The 17,913-nt window shown below is 33.3% G+C and carries 16 protein-coding genes; 13 read left to right on the top strand and 3 right to left on the bottom strand.

Going from position 1 to position 17,913, the window contains the following annotated elements:
• The first annotated feature begins 21 nt into the window (after positions 1 to 21).
• The 5 genes from ROY99_07280 (at position 22) to ROY99_07300 (ending at position 5,898) form a co-directional block, all read left to right on the top strand.
• Complete coding sequence (locus tag ROY99_07280; protein ID MDT3696180.1) at positions 22 to 1,647, top strand: nucleoside recognition domain-containing protein; 1,626 nt, start codon at positions 22 to 24, stop codon at positions 1,645 to 1,647.
• Positions 1,648 to 1,650: 3 nt separating this feature from the next.
• On the top strand, positions 1,651 to 2,601 hold the full coding sequence (locus tag ROY99_07285; GenBank protein ID MDT3696181.1) for a D-glycerate dehydrogenase: 951 nt from the start codon (positions 1,651 to 1,653) through the stop codon (positions 2,599 to 2,601).
• Between the two features lie 69 nt (positions 2,602 to 2,670).
• The gene (gene ald / locus ROY99_07290) at positions 2,671 to 3,792 is read left to right on the top strand and encodes an alanine dehydrogenase (protein MDT3696182.1); all 1,122 of its coding nucleotides are present in this window, start codon (positions 2,671 to 2,673) and stop codon (positions 3,790 to 3,792) included.
• Between the two features lie 36 nt (positions 3,793 to 3,828).
• Complete coding sequence (locus ROY99_07295; protein MDT3696183.1) at positions 3,829 to 5,184, top strand: acetyl-CoA hydrolase/transferase C-terminal domain-containing protein; 1,356 nt, start codon at positions 3,829 to 3,831, stop codon at positions 5,182 to 5,184.
• Positions 5,185 to 5,190: 6 nt separating this feature from the next.
• Entirely contained in the window at positions 5,191 to 5,898 is a 708-nt protein-coding gene (locus ROY99_07300) for a metallophosphoesterase (protein ID MDT3696184.1), read from the top strand.
• Positions 5,899 to 5,919: 21 nt separating this feature from the next.
• Here ROY99_07300 and ROY99_07305 read toward each other — a convergent pair whose 3' ends face one another.
• The 3 genes from ROY99_07305 to ROY99_07315 are packed head-to-tail and all read right to left on the bottom strand — an operon-like array spanning position 5,920 to position 9,798.
• Entirely contained in the window at positions 5,920 to 7,284 is a 1,365-nt protein-coding gene (locus ROY99_07305) for a sigma-54 dependent transcriptional regulator (protein MDT3696185.1), read from the bottom strand.
• Complete coding sequence (locus ROY99_07310; protein ID MDT3696186.1) at positions 7,265 to 8,740, bottom strand: ATP-binding protein; 1,476 nt, start codon at positions 8,738 to 8,740, stop codon at positions 7,265 to 7,267. Before ROY99_07310 ends, ROY99_07305 begins: the two co-directional genes overlap by 20 nt.
• A 2-nt stretch (positions 8,741 to 8,742) precedes the next feature.
• On the bottom strand, positions 8,743 to 9,798 hold the full coding sequence (locus ROY99_07315; GenBank protein ID MDT3696187.1) for a PhnD/SsuA/transferrin family substrate-binding protein: 1,056 nt from the start codon (positions 9,796 to 9,798) through the stop codon (positions 8,743 to 8,745).
• 135 nt (positions 9,799 to 9,933) lie between these two features.
• Between ROY99_07315 and ROY99_07320 the strand changes: the two genes are divergently transcribed.
• From ROY99_07320 to ROY99_07355, 8 genes are read left to right on the top strand one after another with little or no spacing between them, the layout of a single operon-like run.
• Positions 9,934 to 10,518: a hypothetical protein gene (locus ROY99_07320; GenBank protein MDT3696188.1), complete on the top strand. Its 585-nt coding sequence runs from the start codon at positions 9,934 to 9,936 to the stop codon at positions 10,516 to 10,518.
• Positions 10,519 to 10,529: 11 nt separating this feature from the next.
• Complete coding sequence (locus ROY99_07325; GenBank protein MDT3696189.1) at positions 10,530 to 10,997, top strand: CYTH domain-containing protein; 468 nt, start codon at positions 10,530 to 10,532, stop codon at positions 10,995 to 10,997.
• Positions 10,998 to 11,031: 34 nt separating this feature from the next.
• Positions 11,032 to 12,624 carry a DASS family sodium-coupled anion symporter gene (locus tag ROY99_07330; protein MDT3696190.1) on the top strand — a complete coding sequence of 531 codons (1,593 nt, stop codon included), beginning with the start codon at positions 11,032 to 11,034 and terminating at the stop codon, positions 12,622 to 12,624.
• Between the two features lie 55 nt (positions 12,625 to 12,679).
• Positions 12,680 to 13,318 (top strand): DUF47 family protein, encoded by a 639-nt coding sequence (locus tag ROY99_07335; protein MDT3696191.1) that lies wholly within the window; start codon positions 12,680 to 12,682, stop codon positions 13,316 to 13,318.
• A gap of 2 nt (positions 13,319 to 13,320) precedes the next feature.
• The gene (locus ROY99_07340) at positions 13,321 to 14,814 is read left to right on the top strand and encodes an anion permease (protein MDT3696192.1); all 1,494 of its coding nucleotides are present in this window, start codon (positions 13,321 to 13,323) and stop codon (positions 14,812 to 14,814) included.
• 34 nt (positions 14,815 to 14,848) lie between these two features.
• Positions 14,849 to 16,126, top strand: coding sequence for a porin (locus ROY99_07345; GenBank protein MDT3696193.1), 1,278 nt, complete (start codon positions 14,849 to 14,851; stop codon positions 16,124 to 16,126).
• Between the two features lie 18 nt (positions 16,127 to 16,144).
• Positions 16,145 to 17,065 (top strand): lamin tail domain-containing protein, encoded by a 921-nt coding sequence (locus ROY99_07350; protein ID MDT3696194.1) that lies wholly within the window; start codon positions 16,145 to 16,147, stop codon positions 17,063 to 17,065.
• A gap of 59 nt (positions 17,066 to 17,124) precedes the next feature.
• Entirely contained in the window at positions 17,125 to 17,889 is a 765-nt protein-coding gene (locus tag ROY99_07355) for an SdiA-regulated domain-containing protein (GenBank protein MDT3696195.1), read from the top strand.
• The last annotated feature ends 24 nt before the right edge of the window (positions 17,890 to 17,913 follow it).

The raw sequence follows: 17,913 nt of genomic DNA on the forward strand, positions 1-17,913 counted from the left end.
ATATAAATTCGGAGAAATAACTTGTTAAATTATGTTTGGCTTGCTTTACTCTTTCTAGGAATCGCATCCGCTCTCTTTGTAGATATTAGTGACATCTCTAAAAACACCTACAAAAACGATGTGCCTCTCAGCGCAACAGTTCAAATAACTGGCGCCGACAACAATTCAAATTTTGCTTTAGAGCTGAAGATATCACCTGATAATTACAAAAAATTTTCCGATAGCGAGGAGAAATCCGAAATTACAGTTAAAGGATTGGGAACATTCTCATCCGATAAAAAATCATTTCAGCTATATCTTACAATTGATAAATCAAATCCTAAATATTTACAAACCATCGCAGGCGCTTCTGGTAAAGATAATGATCTGATTGCTAATGCTGTTATTACTTCGCAGGTAGATTCTGTTACTTACTCAGCAAATGTTTATTTTGAAAAGATAACATTTATTGAAATGAAGAAAGTAACCAATGATGCAATTAAGATTGCTCAAACTGCAGTTGAAATTGCACTTGGTTTAATTGGAATAATGGCTTTATGGCTTGGTGTAATGAAGGTTGCTGATGATGCAGGGCTGATTAAGATTATTGCAAATGTTTTAAGACCAATTACAAAAAGATTATTTCCCGAAATTCCGCCTGATCATCCTGCAATAGGTTCGATGGTAATGAATATTTCGGCCAATATGCTTGGGCTTGGAAATGCAGCAACTCCTTTTGGATTAAAAGCGATGGAGGAGCTTGATAAGCTTAATCCAAACAAAGGAACTGCAACTAATTCAATGGTTACTTTTCTTGCTATCAACACCGCAGGAATGACCTTAATACCGGCAACTGCAATTGCTGTTCGTGCTGCTGCTGGCAGTTCTGATCCAACAATTATAATTGCTACATCACTTTTTGGTTCAACTTGTGCTACAATTACCGGAATAACTGTTGCAAAGCTGTTCGAAAAATTTCCAATTAAAAAAGGAGGATTTGGTGATTGGTTCAAAAGTAATGTTAAATTTTTAATTACTGTAATTTCACTTATAACCATTATTGTTCTAACCTTTTCAACTGGATTATCAAAATCAATTGGTTCACTTTTCAGTTTTCTTCCTCCAACATTTTTTAAGGATTTAATAACAACAATTTCAACTTTGGCAATTCCATTTTTAATTTTTGTTTTTATCGGTTATGGCGCAATTAAAAAAGTAAGAGTATATGAACAGTTTGTTGAAGGAGCAAAAGAGGGATTTAACATTGCAATCAGAATTATTCCTTATTTAGTAGCAATGTTGGTTGCTATTGCAATTTTCAGAGCTGGCGGAGCAATGGATAACTGGCTGATTCCTTTATTAAGAATTATCACTGATCCGATTGGTATGCCTGCCGAAGCTTTGCCGATGGCACTTATGCGACCGCTTTCCGGCAGTGGCTCGCTTGGTGTAATGGCTGAAACAATGTCTGTTTATGGTCCCGATTCTTTTATAGGAATTTTAGTTTCAACTTTTTTTGGAAGTTCAGAGACTACCTTTTATGTTCTTGCAGTTTATTTTGGAGCTGTAAATGTTAAAAATACAAGACATGCATTACCTGCTGGTTTGTTGGCAGATGTAGCCGGTGCATTAGGTGCTTTGTTTATAGTTAAGCTTTTATTTGGTTGATTAGTGAAAGTATTTATTACAAGAGAAATACCTGAAATAGGAATTTCATTTCTTAAGAAAAAAGGATTTGAAGTTTTTGTTTATAAAAAAGATGAACCAATTACATATAAGCAGCTACTAAATTCAGTTAATGATTGTGATGGAATAATTTCTTTATTAACTGATAAGATTGATAAAGGAATTATTGACTCAATGAAAAAATGTAAAGTGATTGCTAATTATGCTGTCGGCTTTAATAACATTGATGTTGATTATGCAAAAAGTAAAGGCATAATTGTTACTAACACTCCGGATGTACTTACAGATTCCACCGCTGATTTAGCTATTACTTTAGTTCTAACTTGCGCAAGAAGAATTCTTGAATCAGAAAAATTTGTAAGAGAGAAAAAATTTACCGGCTGGAAACCAAAACTTTTATTAGGGGTTGAGTTACGTAATAAATATTTCGGAATTTTAGGTGCCGGAAGAATTGGAACTGAAACTGCAAAGAGGGCATATTCTTTTGGCTGTAAAATCCTTTATTATTCAAATAGCAAAAACGAATATCTTGAAAAGCAACTAAGCGCAAAGAAATTATCTTTAAGACAAATCTTACTGAAATCTGATATAATTTCGCTCCACTTGCCTCTTAACGCAAAAACCAAAAATTTGTTAAACCAGAAAATGCTGAATTTATTAAAACCTGATGCTATTTTAGTAAATACTGCACGGGGAGAAATTATGGATGAAGAATATTTAATAAAGATGTTAAAGCAAAAATCAATCCTTGCAGCAGGATTTGATGTTTACCAGAATGAACCAAAATTAAACAAAGAATTATTTAATCTTAAAAATGTAGTATTACTTCCGCATATTGGCAGCGCCACAAACGAAGCAAGAGATCAGATGTCTTTACTTGCAGCTAAAAATATTGCCGCTGTTCTATTGGGAAAATCCCCATTAACACCTGTTTAAATCAATCCTAATTGATTGCTAATCTTGTAAGCCGTTGGTATTTTTGAAATAAAAAAAAGAGAAAATTAGATGAGATTTGGAATTCCCAAAGAAACTCTTTATGAAGAAAAAAGAGTTGCATTATCTCCTGCAGGAGTAGATGCTTTAGTAAGAGCTGGACACACTGTCTTTATTCAAAGTGGAGCTGGATTAGGCAGCCACTTTAGCGATGAAGAATACCGCACAACCGGTGCTCATATTGTTTACAGTGCTGATGAAGCATTTGCCCGTTCCGAAGTTATTGTTAAAGTTGCCCCTCTGTCTGAAGCGGAATCAGAAATGTTAGTAGAAAATCAGATACTTTTTTCATTCCTTCATCTGGCAATTGGCAAGAAAAATATAATTGAGAATCTGTTAAAGAAAAAAATTACTGCTATTGGTTATGAACTGATTGAGGAAGATGAAAGATTACCCGTTCTTCATTCAATGAGTGAGATAGCTGGACAATTAGCTATTCAGGAAGCTGAAAGATATTTAGAGAGTTTTGTACCTGGAGGTCGGGGAATTTTATTAGGCGGTATTACAGGCGTTGCTCCTGCGGCAGTTGTAATCCTTGGTGCTGGTGTTGTTGGTGTAACTGCTGCAAGTGCTGCTGTTGGAAGAGGAGCTCAGGTTATTGTGATTGATAAGAATCTTAACAGATTAAGAAACATTGATTTGAACTTTAGAAAAAAAGTTACAACTGTTATGGCAAACCCCTACACAATTTCACGCGGAGTTAAGTTTGCTGATGTACTAATCGGAGCAGTTTTAATTAAAGGTGAAAAAGCCCCTAACCTGGTAACAGAAGAAATGGTTAAGCAAATGAAAAAGGGAAGTGTTATTGTAGATGTTTCAATTGATCAGGGCGGCTGTATTGAAACCAGCAGAATAACCACACAATCCGACCCTGTTTATTTACTGCACGATGTTATACATTATTGTGTTCCGAATATGCCTGCCACGGTAGCAAGAACAGCAAGTTACGGTTTAAATAATGCAGCACTTGGTTATATCCAAAATATTGCTGAAAATGGACTGTCTAATGCACTGATTGGAGATCAAGGTTTATCAAAAGGAGTTTGTACATATAATGGCTATTGTTGTAATGAAGCAATCGCACATACATTTAATGTTGAATATCGAAGATTACATGTGTTTTCAAGCAATTAGTTAGATTTTTTTTGAAATGAATTTAAAGAGAAATAAATGACAACAACAGAAGAAATAAAAATTAAAAATCCAGTTCCAACAAATCTTCTTCGGATATATAATCAAAAACTTGTTAGCTCTGATGAAGCTGTAAAGCATATAAAATCAGGTGACAAAATTGTTGTACAACCGGGTTGTGCTGCACCAAATGAATTAATAAGGGCTTTGGTCAGAAGAAAAGATGAACTTGAAAATATTACGATTTACCATATCCTGATTGTTGGCGAACTGCCGTATCTGCAACCAGGTATGGAAAAACATTTTAAGCATAAAGCGTTTTTTATCGGAGCTAATTCAAGAAAATCTGTTAATGAAGGCAGATCCGAGTTTATTCCAATCTTCCTTTCGGAGGTTCCGCTGCTTTTTAAGTTAGGCAGAATTAATACTGATGTTGCACTCCTAAATGTTTCGCCGCCCGATGAACATGGATTCTGCAGTTATGGAGTAGATGTCGGTACCATAAAAACTCCTGCTGAAAAATCTAAAATTATTATAGCTCAGGTAAATAGACATCAGCCAAGAACTTTGGGTGATTGTTTTATTCATATTAATAAAATTAATTATATCGTTGAGCACGATGAAGAACTTAAAGAACTTCCACAGGTAGATCCTGATGCAACTCCTGAGCTGCTTGCAGTGTTTGATAAAATCGGACGAAATGTTGCAGATTTGATAGAAGACGGTTCAACTTTACAGATGGGAATAGGTGCAATTCCAGATTCGGTTATGAGGTATTTGCACGATAAAAAAGACCTCGGCATTCATACTGAAATGTTTTCTGATGGGATTATTGAATTAGTTGAGGCAGGGGTTATAAACGGCGAAAAGAAAACTTTGCATCCCGGAAAAATAATTGCTGGCTTTGTACTTGGAACTAAAAAGGTTTATGATTTCATTGATAATAATCCAATCATTGAGTTCCATCCGCAAGAGTATGTAAACGATCCGTTCATAATATCTAAAAATAATAAGATGGTCGCAATTAATTCTGCACTTGAAGTTGATTTAACCGGACAAGTTTGTTCCGATTCGATTGGAACAAGATTTTATTCAGGTATCGGCGGACAAGTTGATTTTATAAGAGGCGCTTCAAAATCAGAGGGCGGTAAACCTATCATTGCTTTACCTTCTACTACAAAGAATGATACAATTTCCCGGATTGTTCCTTCATTAAAACCCGGTGCCGGCGTAGTAACATCCAGAGGTGATGTTGATTATGTTGTAACTGAATATGGTGCGGTTAATCTGTGGGGAAAATCAATTCAAGAAAGGGCAAAAGCACTTATTTCAATTGCTCATCCAAAGTTTAGGGATGAATTGACTAAATATGCTAATGAAATATTTCATATTTAAGTTATAATGGTAGCTGTAATTGGTGATGTTCACGGATGTTTTAATACTCTAAAAGCACTTGCTGAAAAAATCAGGACAAAGTATCCTGATATACTTATTTATTGTGTCGGGGATCTAGTTGATCGAGGGAATTTTAGTGAGCAGGTTATTGATTATATAATTACGGAAAATATTTACTGCACACTTGGTAATCACGATTATATGTTCTTTTGTAATATGAGAGAACCCTTCAGCCTGATGGCAAGATCCTGGAATTACAACGGAGCTGAAACAACCCTGATATCTTACAGAGATAAAAATGATATAATGGATAAACATCTGGATTTTATTAATTGCTTACCGCTGTTTTATAATTTAGATGACTGCTTTATTTCACATGCCGGTTTATCTGCAAAATACAAATCACACATTTCTGACGGTGTTAAAGATGATAAAGAGCTAACAGAGATTTTAATGAAGGACTTGGATAATCAGGATAGTATTTTGTGGACCCGGGGAAATCTTCTTAATATCGGAAAACTTCAGATTGTAGGTCATACTCATAAAAAAGAAATATATCACGATTTAACAAGCAACACAATGTATATTGATACAACTGCTTATGGTAATAATAAACTGACTGCTGTTATAATTCGGGAAAACAAATGTTTAGAAATAATCGAAGAAAAATCGGTTATTGATGATATTAATAAGAACTGGATATATCATTTTTAATTTGCAACAAGTAATACTTTTCTAAAGCTCATTAAAATTTGTTATCAATAATTTTTCCATTTTACTTCTTAGAGTTGTACGTGGAATTTTCAAGATTTTAGCTGCGGCGGTAACATTATTTGATGCTCTTTCCAATGCCCAATTAATTATTTCCTTTTCTTTGTTGGAAATATATTGTTCAAAATCATCATACTTTTCAAACGCAATTTTATCTTGTTCTGTGTTCTCCGAATTATTTAACAATGGCTCAAAAACTGCGGGATTAATAAAACTATTAGGAGAAAGTGCTATGATTCTTTCTGTTATGTTTTCAAGCTCTCTTACATTTCCGGGCCAATTATATTTCAGCAAGGTTTCATAGATATCTTCATTTAACAATTGAATCTTATCTTCTCCGCCATGCTTTTTGAGAAAATGGATTAAAAGTTCAGGTATATCTTCCTTTCGTTCACGTAAAGGCGGAAGAAAGATTGGGATTATATTAAGCCTGTAGTATAGATCTTCCCTGAATTGTTTTTCTGCAACTTTTTGTTTCAAGTCAACTTTTGAAGCACAAATTATTCTAACATCAATAGGAATGCTTTCTGTGCTGCCAACTCTTGATATTTCTTTTTCCTGAAGAACTCTTAATAGTTTTACCTGAATATTATACGGCAGATCATCTATATCATCAATAAATAATGTTCCATCATTAGCTTTTTCAAAATAGCCAATATGCTTTTTTATTGCACCTGTAAATGCACCCTTTTCATGACCAAACAGTTCACTCTCAATCAGCGTTTCAGGGATAACAGCACAATTGATTGCAATAAAATTTTTGCTCTTCCTTGCAGAAAAATTGTGGATTGTACGGGCGCATAATTCTTTACCGGTGCCGCTTTCACCCTGTATCAAAACAGTGTAATCTTGCGGAGCAATAGTTTTAATTGTGTTCATAAAAGACTTAACTTTTTCTGATGAACCAATTATAGTTTTATCTTCCAGTAAAGCTATCCGCTTTTTTAATTTTTCATTTTCGGACAAAACAAGTTTAAGCTGTTCAATATGTTGTAAAATACTAAGTAATTGTACTGGAGAAAAAGGTTTTATCAGATAATCATAAGCTCCGAACTTTAAGGCTTCAATTGCTGTTTCAACACTTGCATAAGCAGTAATTATTATAACGATTATTTTAGGATTTATTTCCTTTGCATTTTTCAAAATGTCAATACCATTCATACCGGGCAATCTTATATCAGTGATAATTACATCAAAATCATTTTTCTTTAATGATTCATAAGCCTGGCTTCCATTTTCAAAACTTACTACCTCGTGTTTTTCTGTAGTTAAAATATCAGTTAAACTTTTTCTGGTAATTTTTTCATCTTCAGCTAATAATATTTTCATCAGATACCTCAGTTGGGAGAATGACAGTAAATATAGTTTCAGTATTTGGAATGGATCTTACAAGAATCTTTCCGTTATGATTTTCAATTATGTTTAGACTAACCCATAATCCAAGTCCTGTTCCTTTACCTGGATCCTTTGTTGTATAGAAAGGGTCAAATAGTTTTTCAATTTCAGTTTGAGCTATCCCAGGTCCATTATCAGTGATGGAAAAAAAGACAGTATTATCAGAATCATATCCTGAACTAATAACAATTTTGCCGTTCTGATGAATAGCATCGTACGAATTAATTAATAAATTCATAATAACTTCCTGGATTAACTGTGAGTCAACTTTAATAAGTGGAATGTCTTCAGATAATTTCAACTGTACATCTGCATTTTTTTGTTTTAATTTGTATTCCAGCAGTCTGTAAACATTAAAGATAAGCTCATTTAAGCTGTGCAAATTAATTTTTTGAGGCTGCTGACGAACAAATCCTAATAGCTTCTTAATAACATTATCAATATATGTTACACCTTCATTTATCAATGATAAATATTCATTGATTTGGTCATTATTGGTTTGATTATTTTGAATTGCATAAATACAGCTTTTTATTCCATTCAGTGGGTTATTTATCTCATGGGCAATCCCAGATGCAAGCCTTCCGATAGAAGCAAGTTTTTCTGATTGATAAACTTGTTTTTGCGCAATTGATAATTGATCTTTTGATTTGTATAATCTTTTTAGCAGATCATCAAATCTTTCAAACATAAATCCTATCTCGTCCTTACTCTCTATCAGATGTATTCTTTCATTAGTGTTAAAATCAATCTTATCAATTTGTTTAACAAGATTATTAAGTGAATATGTTATCTTATTCACTAACAAATACAATACTGATAAAGTTACGAGTGAAATAATTACAGTTAATCCCAAAAGAGCAAAGAAGATTTCTTTAATCTCGTTTCTGACAGGCTTGGCATCAAATCCTATTTTTGTTATGCCCCATCTTTTATCTCCAATTACCAGCGGAGTATAAGTTTCCAAAACCCAGTTGTATTCTTTTGATTTATAAATTTTACTCTGGATATTATCCGATTTTATGTTTTCAATCTTTCCAAAAGATTTTTGGTTTTTCTTAAACACCACATCTTTTTCAGCAATTACATTATAGTTCTCATCAAATATCTGTATATACTTAATGTCTGTTACTTTCTGCATAAAATTATCAATATAGGTTTCCAGAAGATCGCCTTTTAATAATTCACGCTGTTCAGCATAGATCATTGCATCCAGTGCAGGTACAACAAAAGCATTTGCAACCGACTGTGCATTATGAATTTCTTTTTTTATAAGAATTGTTCTCCATTGAAAAAGTATAGTGATAGAGATAAGCATCATTATAAGAATAAGAACTGATCCAGTAACAAAAAGTATTCTGGTTTTAAAACTATGCTGAATCGGAGTCATTTTTAATTACTCCCTGAATACTTTCTAATCGGATTATAATCGCTGTCATTTGCTTCCACAAAGCCATATATAAATTCTTCATCCCAGTTTTTTACAAGGTTTTTATAATATGGTTTAGTTGAATCTATTTTAAGCAGTAATGATTTTATTGTTTCAATAACTTCTGCATCATAATTTTTTGCTGCAACGATTGGGGAGCCTGGTACAGGTTCGGAATAAGCAACTAATTTAAGATCACGATTTTTGTAATCTTTAAAAACTTTATCCTTCACTACTCCAACATCGTAGTTTCCATTTGTTACCTGAAATACAACATTTTGATGGAATGGGAAGTTTTTTATTTCGATAAGATCTTTTTCAGAAACACCGATTTTTTTTAACTCATATTTAATAAGCCAGTTTCCTGAAAATGATTCCTGAGACGGCAAAGCAATTTTTTTTCCTACTATATCTTTTATAGTAATTATTCCACTGTTGTTTCTTGTAAAAAGAATAGAACTAAAAAATGGTTTATGATCTTCATTAAGTGGTTTTAATATTGGGACTATTCCGTACTGCTTGTGGGCATTTATGTAAAGCAAAGATCCGAAGAATGCAACAGATATATTTCCATTTATTAGCTGATCAACGGTTTCGCTGTATGATGTACTTAACTTAAGTTCAAAATGGTATTTGTCGTTCTGATTTAAATAATCTATAATAGGTTGATATCCATTGAAGATTATATTAGGTGGATATCTGGATATAACACCTACATAACAAATTGGTTTCTTCAAATGATTTGTGTTTTCTATAGTATTAACTTCAGGACGAGTAATTGTCGAAATATCAACCACATAGTTATAGAATAAAACTGTACCTAAAATTCCTATTAAAAACACTGAGCTAATAAATATCAAATACTTTTTTCGCATACTGACAGGAATATTTTTAAAATAATTATTCATCTTAGATACAAATACCAAACCGATTGCTAAAACTGAGCTTTCTTTTGTTAAATTGATTAAATGCGGCGATATATCGCCAAAGTGACGACGAAAAATAGTCAAATAAAACATAATAGGTGTAATTTGGGGAGAAATACTTTTGTTTTTTTACATTTTTAATCAACGATTTGCAAAAATCGAAAAATTTTTGGGGCACAAACATTGTCTATTAAATGAAAACCAAATCATAAAAAAAAAGGAGTAATAATGGAAAATATCATACCGCGCTGGGAATGGCGCACCTTTACTAATGACCTGGGGAAGGCTGAAGAAAATATTCGTAAACATCCTGAAGGCAAAACCCGTGAAAGTGATGAGGTATATATTCTCTCTGAAGTAAGTATGGATAATACAAAAGTTCGTGATGATCTGATGGACATTAAAACATTACAGCAAGTTAATGAGGATAGATTAGAGCAATGGCTTCCGATTATGAAAGGGACTTTTCCATTACCAGTTTCTGAAATTGAAAAAGTATTTAAATGCTTTAAAGTTGCTTTACCAAAATTTGAACGAACTGAATATACTTTTCAACAATACATTGATGAGGTTATTAAACCATCTAAATTATTAAAAGCGGTTAATGTTCATAAAAAAAGGACTGGATTTACAATTAATAATACAATTGTTGAAATTGCAGAAGTTACTGTTGATGGTAAAGTTATAAAAACTGCTGCTGTTGAAATGGAAGATCCTGCATTGGTAATAAAAACTGTAAGAGAACTTGAGTTGGATAAATTTCCAAATATTAATTACTTGCGCGGATTAAAAAATATGGTTGGAATGAAATAAGGAGAATTTTTATGGCAAAAGAAATTGAAAAAAAGTTTTTGGTTAAAGGGGAGTTCAAAAACCTTGCAAGCAAACAAACAAGGATTGTTCAGGGTTATTTGTCATCTGTTCCCGAAAGAACTGTAAGAGTCAGAATTAAAGGAGATAAAGGATATATCACAGTTAAAGGGATTGGAAATGCTTCGGGCGCAAGCAGGTATGAATGGGAAAAAGAAATTCCCACATCTGAAGCGGAAGAGCTTTTAAAAATCTGTGAACCTGGTGTTATTGATAAAACAAGATATTTAGTAAAAGTTGATAATCATACTTTTGAAGTTGATGAGTTTTATGCAGATAATCAAGGATTGGTTTTAGCTGAATTAGAATTATCCTCAGAGGATGAAGTATTTAATAAACCATCGTGGTTAGGAGAAGAAGTAACCGGAGATGTTAAGTACTATAATGCTATGCTGATGAAAAATCCGTTTACAAAGTGGTAAACAATCTAATTTCTTTTAAACTAGCTGAGGAATAATGACTAAAGCTGACATTCTTGATATGAGTAATTATCGTATCGAAAAACTGCCGAAACGAAAAAAATCAGAATTTGAAAAAAGACTTGCATTTATTGGTTCATTACTGGCTATTGCAGCATTTATCTTATTTGCATTTGTAATCAAACTGCCTTTTCTTGAATCAATAAATCCAAATGAAATTGTTTCTGATACTGCAAAGAATGTGTATAATAAGATAGGTTCAACTGCATTTATAAGAAATAATGAGTTTATGCTTGCGATATTTGCTGCATCCATTATTTTATGGATGACAGAAGCAATACCTAATTATCTAACATCTTTAATTTTAATTATATCGTTAGTTCTAACCGGAATATTACCTGAGAAAACTGCTTATGCACAACTTGGGCATCCTGTTATGTGGCTTAATATTATGTCATTTGTTCTTGCTAGTATGCTGGTAACAACCGGACTTGCAAAACGATTTGCGCTTTGGCTGATTGTAAAGTTTGGTAAAAATGCTAGTACAATATTTATAACTTTTATAATAATTAATCTGGTTCTTTCAGCATTTATCTCAGCGACAACAGCTAAAGCAGCAATACTGCTTCCTATCTTTATGGTTATTGCCGCAATCTATGGCGCACAAAGCGGGGTAAACAGAAATAATTTTGGAAGAAGTATTGTACTGCAGAATTTATTAAATATTAATATAGGTGCTGGTGCATTTGTAACAGGTGCCGGTGCTAATCTGTTAGGTGCAGCGCTTCTTGGCAGTGCAATTCAGGGAAATATTTATTTTGGTCAATGGATGATGGCGATGCTGCCTTATGTTATTCTGCTTATGATCATTGGCTATTTTGTTGCTATGAAAATATTTTTTCCATTAAAACCGGAAGAAAGATTACCGCAAATTGAAGGCGGAATGGAAAGGTTAAAAACTGAGTATGAAAAACTTGGACCTTTAAGTCATAATGAAATAAAATCAGCTTTTATTTTTATTACCATTTTGGGTCTGTGGGCAACTGATAATATTCATGGAATAAGCGCAACTGCTGTAGCATTTGTTGGGGCTATTGTAGCTTTGTTACCTAAAATTGGTATTGTAAAATGGAATGAGGTTGATATTCCCTGGCACCTGATGTTATTCTCTGCAGGCGCTTATACTTTGGGAGCAGCATTGGACGAAACTGATTTGCCGTCTATTTGTGTAAATGCCTTTTTTAATTCATTGGGAATCGGAAACCAATCACAATTCTGGGTACTATATTTATTTTTAACAGGTGTTATGATTTTTAGTGCTCTAATTTTTCAATCAAAAACCATGAGAGCAATGATATTTATTCCGATTGCTATTGGTGTGGCAAACAGATTTGGATTTGATGTAGTTAGTTTAGCTCTTCCCGTTGCGTTTATGAATATTCATGTTTATGTGCTTCCTTTTAACAGTAAACCGGCTGCTCTTTTATATGAAACTGATCAGTATAGTTTAACTGATACTTTTAAATACGGTCTTACAATAATGATAATCGGCTGGATACTGGTAATAGCAGCCGGCGAAACCTGGTTTAGATATCTTGGTATTACACCCAATGGAGTATTTGGTATTTAATATTATAAATTATACTATGTTTCGATTCATAGTTAATCTTTTTAAGGAATAAAAAATGTTTTTAAAGAAAACCAGAAAACTCGAGATACAAATTGATGAATATCTTGATTTAGTAATAAAAGGGGGGCTAGTATTTAAACTTGGTATTAAATGCTATCTGGATAATCAGATGACTGAATTTGAAAGTCATCTTAAAGATTTAAGAAAGATCGAAGAAAATGCAGATGATTTAAGAAGGAACATAGAGATAAAACTTTATACCAGAACTCTAATTCCTGAAGCACGAGGAGACGTATTGGGGTTGTTAGAAAGCTGTGATAAAGCACTAAACATTACAACAGATACTCTGCTTGAATTCTCTGTTGAAATTCCGACAATCGTAAATGAACTTAAACCTGGCTTTTTGGAACTTGCTGATAGCTCAATCTCTTGTCTTGAAAATACAGTAAGCGGTATAAGGTCTTATTTCAGAAATATTGATGCTGTAAGGGATTATGTAACCAAAGTTCAGTTTTATAAAAAGGAAACCAATAAGATTGCCGAAAAAATTAAACGCGCAGTTTACAGAACTGATAATGATTTAAGTTTTAAAATTCATATTCGCTACTTCGCATTTCATATCGAAAGAATAGCTGAACAGTCTGAAGATGTTTGTGACAGATTATCAATTGCAATAATTAAAAGGCTGGAGTAGAATTGAGTATTTCAGTATTGTTTTTCATATCGAGTGCTTTGTTTCTTGGCTGGGCAGCCGGTGCAAATAATGCAGCAAATCTTTTTGGTACTGCAGTTATTTCAAAAATGGTCAAATTCAGAACAGCTGCTATCGTAGCTGGTATTTTTGTTATACTTGGATCTGTTATCAGCGGCGCAGGAACAACTGAAACACTAACTGATCTTGGATCAGTAAATGCTTTAGCAGGAAGTTTTGCAGTTGCAGTTGCTGTAGGTATTTCTATTATTTTGATGATTCGTGCAAAAGTACTGGTTTCATCTTCTCAGGTTATTTTGGGTGGAATAATTGGCTGGAATTTATTTACTGGTTCACCAACTGATAATAATGCCCTTTATAAAATCTTATCCAGTTGGGTCGCATCTCCGATTATTGCTGCAATATTTGGGTTTATATTATTTAAGATCGTCAAGAATACTGTACTCAAATGGAAAATCCATCTTTTAGAACTTGATACTTATACACGCATTGGGCTTATTATTGCCGGAGCTTTAGCTGCATATTCTTTTGGGGCAAATAATATTGCAAATGTAATGGGAATGTTTGTTGATTCAGCACATCTGCCGGATTTGAATGTGGGCAGTGTTTTTAGTTTAAATGGAGAACAGCAATTATTTTTCTTTGGCGGGGCAGCAATCGCAGTAGGAATTTTTACTTACGGTACAAATGTAATGGATACCGTTGGAGAAGACTTTACTAAAATATCCCCGATTACAGGGCTTGTTGCAATTTCAGCCGAGATTATTGTGCTCTTTTTATTTACCTCACAACGACTTGAACAATTTTTGTTAGAAAATAATTTACCAACAATTCCACTTGTTCCGCTTTCAATAACTCAGGCATTTATAGGCGCGATCATTGGAACAGGCTTGGCAAAGGATCCTCATTCAATAAATTTTAGAGTAGTTGGCAGAATGGTAGTGGGATGGGCTGTTGCACCGGTAACAGCAGCTTTAATAACAGTCATATCTCTTTTCTTTATTCAGAATGTTTTTGAGCAAACTGTCGTAATTCCAGAGCCTTATGAAATTACAAAATCTGTAATAATTAAGTTAGAGTCTGAAGGAATTGATGCTGAGAAGATTGAAGATCTGTCGGATAAAAGATTTTTTAATAAGAAAGAATTTCGAAATGAAATTTTAAAAAGACATGACTATACCAATGAACAGTTATACAACATATTTACATATTCACTGATTGACAGCTTTGTAGTTGATTCAAATCTGATAAACAGCAGATTACACTCACCTGAGTATTCTAAAGCGGAAATTGATTTTCTGAAGTCTCTTCACTCAAAAAGATATTCACACAAAATCAATTTTGAAAAAGATGTTTTTCAGGCAAATGGTTTATGGCAGACCACAGGAGATAAATTAACTGATAAAAAAAATGAAGATAAAAAACTATTAATCGAACAGTTATTTAGAATTAAAGAATCAAATAAATCACATAATTAGAATTATTTAACAACAACAATTCAATGGAGAAATAATGAAAAATAATAAAAGAAGTTTCATAGCTTTCGGCTTAATTCTATTCTTTTTCATCAGCACCATAAACATTTTAGCTCAGGAAGTTCCAGGCGGATCGCAGAAAGTACCGCTTGGCGGCGAAGTACGTAATGGTAAACTTTTGTTCAAGTCTGATGATGGAAATTTCAGCTGGTGGTTCGACGCAAGAGTACAGTTTGATGGGGCTATGTATTTTGAAAACAAAAATGCTTTAAGTAATGGCACTCATTTCAGACGTGTAACTTTTGCCTTAAAAACACAACTGTGGAAAGACTGGAATGCTGAGGTTGATATGGGTTTGAATGAAGCCGTGGATACTAAATCCCAGATCAAACTTAGAGATGCATGGGTCAAATATACTTTTCCTAAATTCAATCTTGCAATTCAAGCTGGTAACTTTAAAGAACCATTTGGTATGGAAAGATTAAATAGTTCAAGATTGTTGCCATTTCTTGAAAGATCTGCTATAACAAACGCAATGGCATTAGGTAGAAGAGTTGGAGTTTCAGCTAGATATTGGACAGATTTTGCACAAATTACCGCAGCTGTTATGGGGCACGAAACAGGAACCAGAATTGATAAAGGGCAAAGGGATGAAACATTTTCTGCAAATATAAGAGCATCTTTGGCTCCAATAAATAACTTCGGTGAAAACCTGCATGTTGGATTAGCCTATTCTTATAAAATACCTGATGTAGTATCGGATATGAGACCAAATACGATTGAAATGAATGCGAGAGTAGAATCGTATGTTTTTAATCCTAAATTTCTTCACACTGGTGATATCTCAAATGTAAACTATTATGATAGATATGGATTTGAGTTTTTGTATATAAGAGGTCCATTCCTTTTACAATCTGAATTCCTTGGCACAAGTATCTACAGATGGTACGGCAATCCGACAGTAAATCTTAAAGGCGGATATGTAACAGCATGCTGGGTGATTACAGGTGAGAATAGATATTATTATGTTGATGAAGGAGAAGTTGGTCCTATTGAAGCACCAAAAAACTCTTTTGGAGCTTTTGAATTAGCAGCACGTTACAGTGTTACTAATCTAAACGATCTTGATGCTGGTGTAAAAGGCGGACAGGCAAACCAGTTAATGCTTGGGCTGAATTACTATCCTAACACAAATATTAAAATTCAGTTTAATTATTCAATGGTTAATCATGATCAGTTTGCAACTAGAAAAGGTAATCTCATAGGTGATGATGACTTCTCATTTATTCAAATGAGAGTTCAGGCAGCATTTTAAATTTTTAAGGAGAAAAAAATGAAAAAAATTATTTTTGTATTATTTATTATAACTTCAGGCATATTTTTATCTTGTTCAAGAGACGAACCATTTGTTGCTCCACCGCCTCCTCCACCGGCAGCGCCTGATATCAAGATTAATGAAATATATTCAAGAGGTACAGTTGGCAACGAAGATTGGGTTGAAATATATAATCCGGATAATACTTCTAAAGACATTAGCGGATATAAAATTTATGATAATGGCGGACAATCCGGAACAAAACCTAAGAAAGAATTTCCTGCAGGAACAATTATACCTGCCGGCGGATTGTTAGTAATTATTGTTGATGATACAACTGACAGCGGTTTTGGTTTATCAGCTGGTGGTGAACAAATTTGGCTGGAAAAATCAGATGGAACTGTTATTGATAATATTACTTTTCCTGCACTTGGGGTTGATACTTCCTATGGAAGAAAACCTGATGGATCTAATAATTGGGAAAAACTTTCTCCACCAACTAAAGGAGCATCCAACGGCAGTGGTGGTGGTGCAGTTCTTCCATTAGTTATGAATGAAATTTATTCCAGAGGTACAGTAAATGACCCAGATTGGATTGAAATTTATAACCCAAACCCCATCCAAGTAGATTTATCCGGATATAAGATTTATGATAGTGGTGGAAATAGCGGTTCCAAACCTAAAAAAGAGTTTCCAGCGGGTACATTTATACCGGCAAATGGCTTTTATGTAATTGTTACAGATGATGCTGATGCAAGCGGTTTTGGATTATCTAGTGGAGGAGAATCTGTTTGGTTTGAAAATTCCAGTGGAACTGTAATAGATAATATTGATTTTCTATCAATGGATGTTACACAGTCTTATGGAAGATATCCGGATGGAAGTACAAATTGGCAGATATTAGGTACAATTACTAAGGGTGCACCAAACCAGCAGTAATTGTTTTATTTTTCAGAGAACCAAACATTGTTTGGTTCTCTTTATTTAAAAGTATGGATATGCTAAATAAATTAAGATTCTTTTTCTTATTGATCATAACTCAGATACAGTTCTTTTTGCCAGGATGTTCAAGAGATAATCCTGCTGTTGTAACTGATACAAAAACAATTAATAAGATTTTCCCACTCGAAGAATATAATTTAGATATTCCTGAACCATCAGGTATTACATATAATTCCAAGAATAATACTCTTATGGTTGTTTCAGATGGCGAATCAAATATTTATGAGATTGCTTTTAATGGAGCAATATTAAATAGTATTCCTACTTCAGGATCAGATATGGAAGGTATAACACTATCAAAAAACTGCGATACAATTTTTGTGGTTGAAGAAAAAAAGAAACTTGTTACAGCATTTGATTTATCAGGAAACAAGATTACCTCATTTAGTGTTAACGTTTCTACTTCTGATAATCATTCACTTGAAGGGATATCATTAAATATATTAACTAATGAATTATTCGTTATAAATGAAAAAAATCCTCAAATGATATTGAAGTTTTTAAACAAACAAGAACTATGGCGAAAATCAATTGCATACACTTTGGATATTTCGGATATTTGTTATGATGAAACTTCAAATTGTATATGGATAATTAGTGATGAGTCTAAAAGGATATTAAAGCTTTCAACTACCGGAGAACTTCTTAAAGAGTGGGAAATACCATTTACAAAAGGAGAGGGGATTACAATTGTAAATGAGAAAATATATGTTGTTAATGATTCCAATAGTAAAATGTATGTTTTCCAAAAACCTAATTAGTTATATTTTTTTAATAATTGCCCA

Source organism: Ignavibacterium sp. (genome assembly GCA_032027145.1).
In the GTDB taxonomy this organism is placed as follows: Bacteria; Bacteroidota; Ignavibacteria; order Ignavibacteriales; family Ignavibacteriaceae; genus IGN3.

Coding starts and splice junctions, on each gene's coding strand:
- ald (MDT3696182.1), top strand. CDS start 2,671: ATGAGATTTGGAATTCCCAAAGAAACTCTTTATGAAGAAAAAAGAGTT.
- ROY99_07295 (MDT3696183.1), top strand. CDS start 3,829: ATGACAACAACAGAAGAAATAAAAATTAAAAATCCAGTTCCAACAAAT.
- ROY99_07300 (MDT3696184.1), top strand. CDS start 5,191: ATGGTAGCTGTAATTGGTGATGTTCACGGATGTTTTAATACTCTAAAA.
- ROY99_07305 (MDT3696185.1), bottom strand. CDS start 7,284: ATGAAAATATTATTAGCTGAAGATGAAAAAATTACCAGAAAAAGTTTA.
- ROY99_07310 (MDT3696186.1), bottom strand. CDS start 8,740: ATGACTCCGATTCAGCATAGTTTTAAAACCAGAATACTTTTTGTTACT.
- ROY99_07315 (MDT3696187.1), bottom strand. CDS start 9,798: ATGTTTTATTTGACTATTTTTCGTCGTCACTTTGGCGATATATCGCCG.
- ROY99_07320 (MDT3696188.1), top strand. CDS start 9,934: ATGGAAAATATCATACCGCGCTGGGAATGGCGCACCTTTACTAATGAC.
- ROY99_07325 (MDT3696189.1), top strand. CDS start 10,530: ATGGCAAAAGAAATTGAAAAAAAGTTTTTGGTTAAAGGGGAGTTCAAA.
- ROY99_07330 (MDT3696190.1), top strand. CDS start 11,032: ATGACTAAAGCTGACATTCTTGATATGAGTAATTATCGTATCGAAAAA.
- ROY99_07335 (MDT3696191.1), top strand. CDS start 12,680: ATGTTTTTAAAGAAAACCAGAAAACTCGAGATACAAATTGATGAATAT.
- ROY99_07345 (MDT3696193.1), top strand. CDS start 14,849: ATGAAAAATAATAAAAGAAGTTTCATAGCTTTCGGCTTAATTCTATTC.
- ROY99_07350 (MDT3696194.1), top strand. CDS start 16,145: ATGAAAAAAATTATTTTTGTATTATTTATTATAACTTCAGGCATATTT.
- ROY99_07355 (MDT3696195.1), top strand. CDS start 17,125: ATGCTAAATAAATTAAGATTCTTTTTCTTATTGATCATAACTCAGATA.